Origin of the sequence: Consotaella aegiceratis, from assembly GCF_036541425.1 — a bacterium.
Classification (GTDB): Bacteria; Pseudomonadota; Alphaproteobacteria; order Rhizobiales; family Rhizobiaceae; genus Consotaella; species Consotaella aegiceratis.
The window spans coordinates 141,647-151,134 of record NZ_JAZHFT010000006.1 but is presented as its reverse complement, the minus strand read 5'-3'; the positions used below and the strand labels follow the sequence as shown (position 1 = coordinate 151,134).

General features: G+C 65.1%; 7 protein-coding genes. All 7 read right to left on the bottom strand.

Translation table 11 applies throughout. The features are described 5' to 3' along the window. Positions 1 to 130: 130 nt before the first annotated feature. The 7 genes from SMD10_RS06775 to SMD10_RS06745 all read right to left on the bottom strand — a co-directional run bounded on the left by SMD10_RS06775 (position 131) and on the right by SMD10_RS06745 (position 9,435). On the bottom strand, positions 131 to 643 hold the full coding sequence (locus tag SMD10_RS06775; protein ID WP_331684906.1) for a TRAP transporter small permease: 513 nt from the start codon (positions 641 to 643) through the stop codon (positions 131 to 133). Positions 644 to 655: 12 nt separating this feature from the next. Beyond that, positions 656 to 1,639 carry a TRAP transporter substrate-binding protein gene (locus SMD10_RS06770; protein WP_331684905.1) on the bottom strand — a complete coding sequence of 328 codons (984 nt, stop codon included), beginning with the start codon at positions 1,637 to 1,639 and terminating at the stop codon, positions 656 to 658. A gap of 74 nt (positions 1,640 to 1,713) precedes the next feature. Further along, the gene (gene bglB / locus SMD10_RS06765; protein WP_331684904.1) at positions 1,714 to 2,841 is read right to left on the bottom strand and encodes a beta-galactosidase BglB; all 1,128 of its coding nucleotides are present in this window, start codon (positions 2,839 to 2,841) and stop codon (positions 1,714 to 1,716) included. Positions 2,842 to 3,135: 294 nt separating this feature from the next. Next, positions 3,136 to 4,161: a sensor histidine kinase gene (locus SMD10_RS06760; protein WP_331684903.1), complete on the bottom strand. Its 1,026-nt coding sequence runs from the start codon at positions 4,159 to 4,161 to the stop codon at positions 3,136 to 3,138. 145 nt (positions 4,162 to 4,306) lie between these two features. Further along, a complete protein-coding gene (locus SMD10_RS06755) occupies positions 4,307 to 5,770 on the bottom strand; it encodes an ATPase domain-containing protein (RefSeq protein WP_331684902.1) in 1,464 nt (487 codons plus the stop codon). Between the two features lie 261 nt (positions 5,771 to 6,031). Beyond that, positions 6,032 to 7,648 (bottom strand): bifunctional phosphoribosylaminoimidazolecarboxamide formyltransferase/IMP cyclohydrolase, encoded by a 1,617-nt coding sequence (purH, locus tag SMD10_RS06750; RefSeq protein WP_331684901.1) that lies wholly within the window; start codon positions 7,646 to 7,648, stop codon positions 6,032 to 6,034. 107 nt (positions 7,649 to 7,755) lie between these two features. Then, complete coding sequence (locus SMD10_RS06745) at positions 7,756 to 9,435, bottom strand: heparinase II/III family protein (RefSeq protein WP_331684900.1); 1,680 nt, start codon at positions 9,433 to 9,435, stop codon at positions 7,756 to 7,758. Positions 9,436 to 9,488: the final 53 nt, after the last annotated feature.

The following is a 9,488-nucleotide window of genomic DNA, read 5'->3' as shown; positions in this document are numbered from 1 at the left end:
CATGTCGAACGGAGCGATCAGCAGGACCGCCGACATGGCCGCCGCCACGATGCTGAGCGCCAAGGGAATCCCCAGTGCCGCGAGCACCAGGAAGACCGAGATCAGGATCAGACCGGATTGTGCAGCCATGCTAACCATCCAATGCCGAACTCGGCAGAACCTCGGGCTCGGGGACGCCCTGCCCGATGAGGGCGTCTCCGATATTGAGCAGGGCATAGATCGCCATGAGGACGCCGCTGGTGGGCAGTGCCGCATAGACCGCGCCCATCGGCAGCTGCAGCACCGGCGTCACCTGATGGGAGGCGATCGAGATCGCATGCATGCCGCCGACGATCAGCACCGCCACCGCGAAGGCGACGAAGAAGAGCTGAATGACGATATGCAGGATCTTTTTCGCCGACCCGCCCAGCATCTCCTTCACGAGATCGACGGACATGTGCTTGTTCTTGCCCGTGACGTAGGCAGCACCGACCAGCGATATCCAGATGACGCCGAAGCGCAAAAGCTCCTCGGTGAACACGCTCGGATCGTTCAGCGCATAGCGGCTGAACACCTGCCAGGTGATCAGAACGATCATGACGGACAGCAGGATGCAGAGGAACACCGCCGTCAAGCGGTCGAGCACAAGCCGCAGGGTCCTCATGGCGACGTATCCTTATTCGCCCGCTAGAGCCTGGATCTTCTGATAGACCTCGTACTGCTCCGGCTTGGCCTTCAGATCCTCGTACATCGGCTGAACCGCCTTCTGGAATTCAGCCACGTCCGGATAGGAGAAGCTGACGCCGAACTCGTCCTCGGCCTTCTTCTTTTCCGCCTCGACCGCCTCGATCCAGAGCTTCTTCTGGTACTCGGTCGACTCCTTGGCCGCCTCGTAGACCGCCTGCTTCTGCTCGTCCGACAGCTTGTCGAGCGCTGCTGTGCCGATCAGCAGGATGTCGGGAATGCGGGTGTGCATGTCGTAGCTGTAGTTCTTGGCGACCTCGGCATGCCGGGCGATCGTCAGCGCGAACTCGTTGTTCTCGGCACCGTCGAGAATACCTTGCTGCAGCGAGGTGTAGACCTCGTCCTGGCTCATGGCGACCGGCGAGGCGCCGAGCACCTTCATCGTCTCGATCGAGGTCGGGCTCTGCATGACGCGGATCTTGAGGCCCTTGAGGTCCTCCACATGCATCACCGGTTTGGCGACGGTGTAAAAGCTGCGCTGGCCGGAATCGTAGTAGCTGAGGCCGACCATGCCGTTGTCCTTGGTCGACTCGTAGATCGGTCCCATGATGTCGGGATCGTCCATGACCTGGTAGAACTGGTCCTGGCTGGAAAAGAGATACGGCATCGAGAAAACGCCATAGACGGGAGAGAAGCTCTCCATCAGACCGCCCGAGACCTTGGTCATGTCGAGCAGGCCGCTTTGGACCATCTCGACCAGTTCCCGTTCGCCGCCCAGCTGGCTGTCCGGGAAGTAGGTGACGGTCACTTCGCCGTTGGTCTTTTCCTGAAGAAGCTCGCCGAACTTGGCCATCGCCTCCTTGGTCGGCGTGGCATTGCTGGCATAGGCAAAGCGCAGATCGACGCTGGCCGCGTCGGCCGAGCCGGTCACGGCCACCATCGCCGTGGTCGCCAGAAGAATTGCTAGCGTTTTCATTATCCTACCCTTTTACTCCACAGAGGGAGCGCCAAGGCGGCTCGCCATTCGACGGCCGCCGACCTCCCGTTTCACTAAAGGTATGCGCGCAGGTATTCCGACAGGCACAGGATCGCCATCGCCTGGCCATACGGCATCGAGGTCAGCTTGATATTGCGATAGAAATCGAGGTCGGAGCCCATCGCGGTGCCGAACGACACCTGTTGCAGTTCGCCGTCGTCGCTGATGTTGGCGACGATGGCTTGCACCGCCTTTTCGGCCACCGCCCGATACTGGTCGCCGATGTAGCGCTTGCGCGCCGCCTTGAGCAGGCCATAGGCGAAGCCCGCCGTCGCCGAAGCCTCGACATAGCTGCCGGTGTCGTCGACCAGGGTATGCCAAAGGCCCGTTTCCGGGTCCTGGTATTTCGCCAGGGCCGCGGCCTGACGATCGAGCGTCGAGATCAGGTGCTTGCGGATCGCATCGCCCGGCTTCAAATCGATCATCTCGATGAATTCCGGGATGGCGATGGTGATCCAGCTGTTGCCGCGGGCCCAGAGCGCGTTGGCGAAGTTGTGGTTGCCGTCGAAGGTCCAGCCGTGGAACCACAGCCCGCTCGACCGGTCGGCAAGATACTGGGTGTGCAGCAGGAACTGGTACTTGGCCTCTTCGACATAGTCAGGCCGGCCGAGCAGCTTGCCGATCCGGGCCAACGGCAACACGCTCATCATCAGAGTGTCGTCCCACATCTGCTGGTCGTTGACGCTGTTGTAGACGATGTGCTGCAGGCCGCCCTCGCGGGTGCGCGGCATCTCGTGCATCACCCACTCGGCCCAGGTCTCCAGGTAGGGGAGCCAGATGTGGTTGGGAGCATGCTCGTAAAGGCAGGCGAGCGTCAGGAAGGGCGCGACGGTGTTGATGTTCTTGGTCGGCGTACCCTCGGCCAGACGCGCGGCGAACCAGTCCTGGATGATCGCCATCGCCTTGGGATCGCCGGTCAGCTCGTAATATTTGAACAGGCCATAGAGCCCGATGCCGTGGGTCCATTCCCAGCCGGCCCAGCCCTTCGTGTCGATCACGCGGCCGTCGTCCAGGCGGAGCAGGAACTCCCCGGTCTCATCCTTGATGTTGATCAGATTGTCGGCCAGCCGGCCGATCAGCTCGATGACACCGTCGCGCGAGATGAAGCGCTGCTTCTGCTGGAGGAGAGGGTGCAAGGTCATTTGGCAGCCTCGAAGTCTGTTGGCCCTGATCGGCCAGACGAGCGCCGGCTTCTGGCGCACTAGAATGCCAGTTGCTCTATCGCATCCGTTGAACAGGTGCCTTCGAAATTATGCCAGGGCCGATCTCATTCCTGTCGGAAAAACGAAGGCCCGTCAGACAATCCTCAAACCCCGCCCGTCGACAGCGCCGCGATGCCGCCGAAAGCGCGAAAAGCCATTGAAACAGCAGCGTGAGACGCGAGATCAAGACCCAGCGACCAAGCTGGTGCGCTCATCGCCTTGAGAACGCACCTGCTATCCGGAGGGAAGCGTCATCCGGAAGCGCAGGCCGTCTGCGGCATAGTCGAAGCTGCACTCGCCCGCGATGCCGCGCACGCTTCCCTCGATGAAGCGTGTGCCATAACCCGGCTTCTCCGGCGTCTTGACCGCAGGTCCGCCACGCTCGCGCCAGTCGAGCGCCATCGCCCCGTCGGCCTCGCTGGTCCAGGACACAGCCACCCGGCCCTGGGACTGCGACAGAGCACCGTATTTGACGGCATTGGTCGCCAGCTCGTTGAGGATCAGCGCCAGCGCGAAACCGGCATTGCGTTGCAGTTTCACCGGTGGCCCGGCGATCTCGAAACGGTCCGCCTGGTCTCCCTCGTAGGGCGCCAGCACGCCGGAGACCAGCTCGGCGAGGCCGCTGCCGTCGTTGCGCGTCTCGTCGAGAAGCGTATGCACGGCCGTCAGCGCCTCGACGCGGGAGCCGAAGCGCGCCGCGAAGTCATCGAGCGTCGTGCTCTGGCGCAACGACATGCGATAGATCGCGACGAAGGTCGCCAATGTGTTCTTCACGCGGTGATTGAGTTCGCGCTGCAATTCGGTCTGATAGGCCAAGTGATTGCGGGTTTCGAGCTGACGCCGCCGGGTGGCGAGCGCGTTGCTCACGGCGGTGCGAAACTCCAAAGGCCGCACCGGGCGATGCAGCACCATCACGTGCCCCTTGACGAGCAGATCGCCCAGCTCGGACATGATCGCATCGCTATCGGCGTCGATGTCGAGCAGAAACACGATCGGCAGGCTCGCCCAGGACGGTTGAGCGTCGACCACGTCCAGGAGACGCGCCCGCAACTTGTGCGTCAGGCCCTCCTGCGTGCAAATCAGGACGGCGCCATGATCGGCCAAGCTGTCATTGTCGGCATCATCGAGATCGACGATCAGGGACTCGATGCCCTGATGCCTGAGGATCTCACGGATCAGGGCGGAATCCCTGCGAAACGGCGCGCACACCAGCACGCGCAACTCTGCGTCGACCGCATGAACGGGTTTCGGCGCCGCCATAACCGGTCACCGCCGCAAGCGGTGGCGTTCTCCGACCAGCCTCCGCGAACGTGTCGTCATCGCATGGCGCCGCATTTCGTCTCCCCTGTTGCCGCGTCCGGGCGTAGGGCGAACCTACAGCCAAGCATCGAGCAATGCGAGTCGTTCAACCTTTGGGATAATAGCCGCCGGACTCGCCCGGCGGCGGCTGGTTGAAGGGCTCGACCTTCACCCCCTCCGAACCGATGATGTATTCATGGACGTCGAGGTCGTGCGGACCATGGCGCTTCTTGACCACGGTGATGGTGCGCCGAACCACGCCCGGCCACTCGAACATGCGCAGCAGAAGCACCGAGTCGCCCAGGAACGACATGTCCAGATCCGTATGCGCCTCGTAGCCCAAGAGGCCATGCTGGGCGACGATCAGCATGGTCAGCACGCCGCGCCGGGTGATGTATTTCAGGAGCGAATGCATCTGGGTGATCGCTTCCTGGCTTTCAGGCAGCGCGCTCAGATAGCCGGTGAAGCTGTCGATGGCGATGACGCGCGCGTTGTGTTCCTCGACCGACTCGCGCACGATTCCGGCGAACTCGCCGGGCGACACCTCCGTGGGATTGAAGTCGCGCAGCATGAGCTGGCCGGCGTCATAGTATTCCCGCAGCTTGATGCCGAGCCCTTCCGAGCGCCGGAAAAACGTCTCCTGCCGCTCCTCGAACAGGAACATGCCGACGCGCTCGCCACGCTCGAGGGCCGCGCGGATGTAGAGTGAGGCGAGCGTCGACTTGCCGGTCCCCGACTGCCCCATGAGCAGCGCCGTCGTGCCCGCGTCCAGGCCGCCGCCCAGCATTCCGTCGAGATTTTCGATGTTGCACTTGATGAGTTCGCCGTCGATGCCCTCTTCATGGCGCGTGTTGGGAACGATGCGCGGGTAGATCGTGACGCCTTCGCCCTGGCGAATGCTGAGGTCGTGATAACCATCGTTGATGGGCGTTCCGCGCATCTTCTTGACCTCCACCCGGCGTCGAGCGATGCCGTAGGCCGGCAGCTGCCGCTCCAACCGGATCAATCCGTGCGCGATGTTCTCGAGCTGATCCTCCGCACCGGTATCGGCGCTCGACAGATGTTCGGTGTCGAGCAGAAGCGTGGTCACTCCCTGGGTGCCGAGAAACGACTTGAAGCCGAGGATCTCGCGCCTCAGCCGCATGGCGTCGGCGGCGAGCAGCCGGACCTCCAACAGCGAATCGTAGACGACCCGGCGCGGCTGGATGTCCTTCACGATGTTCTGAATGGTGTCGCGCGTGCGATCCAACCGCAGATCGGCGCTCTGAAAGATCGTCTGTTCCGTCATGTCGGTCGGGTCCTCCCCGGCCAGGGACACGATGGCGATGCCGTCGAGCGACCAGCCATGCGACGCCGCCATCTGCCGCAACTCGTCCTCGGACTGGGCCAGCGAGACGTAGAGCACCGCCTCGCCTTGCCGCACGCCTTCCATCAGAAACTGCAGGGCGAGCGTGGTCTTGCCCGTGCCCGCGGCGCCGCGCAGCAGATAGAGACGGGGGCCTGGCAGGCCCCCTCCCAAAATGGTGTCGAGCCCCGGAACACCGGTCGATACGCGATTGCTGTCTTCCACTCTTGCCCCCGTTGCTGGATCGGGCCGATTGCCGATCAGCGCCACATCTCACTCGGAGTGGCACCGGACAACGGGCCGTCGGGCCGCCGCACCCCAAGCAGCGCGGCCTAACGCACAGCTCGGCCCGCATCGCGGCGCCAGAGCGCGACATAACGGCGCAGGACCGGCGTCCCTGCGCGAAAGACGGCGAACCATCTCCCGACCGCCCAAGCTTAGGACATCAGGGGCGGGAAGATAAGAGCGGTTTGCGGAGCCGGCTCGTTAATGCCGGAAATGGCGCATGCCGGTGAACACCATGGCGATGCCGCGCTCGTCGGCCGCCTTGATCACCTCCTCGTCACGCACCGAGCCGCCCGGCTGGATGACCGCCGTCGCGCCGGCCTCGACTGCCGCCAACATGCCGTCGGCGAAGGGGAAGAACGCATCGGAGGCCACCACCGAGCCGACGGTCAGCGGCTCGGCCAGTCCGGCAGCCTCGGCGGCCTCGCGCGCCTTTTGGGCCGCGATGCGTGCCGAATCGACGCGACTCATCTGCCCGGCGCCGACGCCCACCGTGGCCAGATCCCTGGCATAGACGATGGCGTTCGACTTGACGTGTTTGGCGACGCGGAAGGCGAATTTCAGATCCGCCAGCTCGGCGGCACTGGGGCTGCGCGAGGTCACCACCTTGAGGTCGACGTCGTCGACGCTGCCGGCGTCGCGCGACTGGACCAGAAAGCCGCCGGAAACGGAGCGGAAGTTCATCCCCGGCTCGCTCAGATCGGGCAGTCCGCCGGTCAGGAGCAGCCGCAGGTTCTTCTTGGCCGACAGAACGGCGATCGCCTCCTCGTCGGCGTCGGGCGCGATGATCACTTCGGTGAACACCTTGGTGATCTCGGCCGCCGTCGCCGCGTCGAGCGTGCGGTTGAGCGCCACGATGCCGCCGAACGCGGAGACCGGATCGCAGGCCAGCGCGCGCCGGTAGGCCTCCGTCAGCGTCTCGGCCTCGGCGACGCCGCATGGATTGGCGTGTTTGATGATCGCCACGGCCGCGGCCCGCGTCGGATCGAATTCTGCCACCAGTTCGAAGGCTGCGTCGGTGTCGTTGATGTTGTTGTAGGAGAGCTCCTTGCCCTGCAGCTGGCGTGCGGTCGCCACGCCCGGCCGGCCATCGCCGCTGGTGTAGAAGGAGGCGGACTGATGCGGGTTCTCGCCGTAGCGCAGCACCTGCGCCAGATAGCCGGAAAAGCTGGCATAGGCGGGCGCCGCATCGTGCACCTCGCCGGAGAGCCAGATGGCGATCGCCGCGTCGTAGCTCGCCACGCGCTGAAAGGCGCGCGCCGCCAGTTCGCGGCGGCAGGCGAGGCTCGTCGAGCCCTCGCCCTCGACCAGCTCGGACAGGACGGTGCTGTAGTCGTCGGGGTCGGTGACCACCGTCAGATAGGCGTGGTTCTTGGCCGCCGCCCGGATCATCGCCGGGCCGCCGATATCGATGTTTTCCAGCGTCGTGGCGAAATCGGCCTTGGCCTTTACCGTCTCCTCGAACGGGTAGAGGTTGCAGACGAGCAGATCGATCTCGGCGAGATCATGCTCCTCCATCGCCCGACGGTGGGCCGGATCGGCGCGCACCCCCAGCAGCCCGCCGTGGACGCCCGGATGGAGCGTCTTGACACGGCCGTCCATGATCTCGGGAAACCGCGTCAGCTCGCTGACGTCACGCACCGGCAGTCCGGCGGCTTCCAGGGCGCGGCGGGTGCCGCCGGTGGAAACCAGCTCCACCCCGTGCTCGGACAGGGCGCGGGCGAAGGACTCGAGTCCCGTCTTATCGGACACCGACAACAGCGCACGGCGCACGAGGACGCGGTCGGGAACGGGAAAAGTGTTGGCGGCTACGGCCATGATGGGCTCTCGGGCTTGAAGCGATCGCGATGACTTGGATAGCCCGAGATAACCGTGCCCGGCGCGCATGACAACCACGCCGGTCCCGGAAGTCTTTCATTGTGCCGTTAGCTGTCGCACCGGACAAATTGCCACGCCACGTTCGGCGTGATGAGCGCATCGAAGGCGAGGACGATCTGCAGCGTGCGGCGCGCGCCCGAAGGATCGGCGAAAAACACGCTGTCCTCGATGTCGAAATCGACGTCGGCCATGAAACGCCAGATCTCGCCCGGCAGCGACAGCCGCAGGCCGTCGCCGGTACGCTGTACGCCGACGCGCGGATGAAGATGGAACCGCACCGCCGCCGGCAGCCGCTCGATCGTGTGGGACGGCCTGGCGCCGCCGGGCAGCAGACGATCGAGTCCATGGACCGCGCGGCCGCCTTGGGTCAGAAAGACGGAGCGTCGATGAACGAGGCCGAACGCCTCCCGATAGCCGTCATGCGCCGCCGAAAAGCCTTGGCCACCCCGCACTTCTTCGCGCTGGACGGAGACGGTGCGCGGACCGGCATAGAGCGGCGATCCGACGAAGCGTTCCAGCGCCTCCGACGTGGCAAAACGCGCCGACGAGCGGTCGTCGATCACCAGTGTCGAATGGGCCGCGCTGGCTCGCCCGAACTGCTGCCATTCGGGCCGGGACCGATCCGGCCGGCCGCAATTGACGACGAGGCGCCCGGCACGCGACGAGAGTTCGAACGACAGCGTGCCGGCATGCGCGTCCATGGCGAGAGGCGTGGGCGGCGGCGTACCGACATCGGCCAGGAGCACCGTGCCTTCGGCGGAAAGGCGCAGATAGCCCGACTGACGCGCGTGGGAGATCGGCTCGCCCAGCGATTCGTCATAGCGCGACAGCGTCGCGATGAGATCGGCCGAGCCGGGGCCGGCGCCGTTGAACAGCGCCTGTTCGCCATCGCCATGGCGGAAGAAGCGCAGGGCCGGCAGCATCCTGTCGATGGCGCCGAGCAGGCCCTTGGGCACGGGATGGCTCTGGGAGACGTAAAGTTGGCGCAGCGGCAGCAGCTCGGCGAGCAGGTCGGCGATGGCCTCAGGGTTGCGCGACAGATGGCCGCCGTCGGGATGAACCTGCCGATCGAGTTCGTTGCCGAGCGCGGTCGCCGTAGTGCGGATATGAAAGGCGCTGGTGGGCAGGCACAAGGAGGCCGTTGCCAGCGCCATCAGCACCGAAAGCCTCGGAGCGCCGTCGGGCGTCGCGGTCAGGCGAGAGCGCAGGGCGCGAACCTGGCGCGCCAGCGAGCGGATGAATTGGCGGCGAAACTGCGGATCGGCTTCGGCGAGCACCAGCGGCGCATGACGGAGCCACGCCACGATGCGTTGGGCGACGACTTCGGGTTCGAAGGCGATCCCCGGCAGCCGCGAGGCGAGGCGCAGCCATTCGCCCACCAGCCAGCGGGCGTTGGCGCTGGCGAGATCGTCCCGGGCATCGGCGAGATGGCGCAGCCAGGCAAAACCGTGCAGCTCCTTCGCCCAGTCGCGGCAGGGCGGGATCACCTGGAAGGGCGATTGATCGGCGACGGCGACGCTATGGCCGGCGAAGGTGAAGCGCCCGCCATAAATGCTTTCGGCCTCCGCTGCATCGCCGAACCGCAAATCGGCCGGCATCGCCAGGAGGCGATCGGTGCCGCCGCGCGCAAAGCCCGTGCGGCCCAGCGAGCGAAGTGGAAGGCTGCGGCGCGCACGTCGCCAGACTTCCTGGAGAACCAGGGCCGCCAGACGCGATTTGTCCGCCAATCCCGCTGTCACTCGATTTCGCCCTTGCCGCTGAAGCATCCATGGTGGCGATG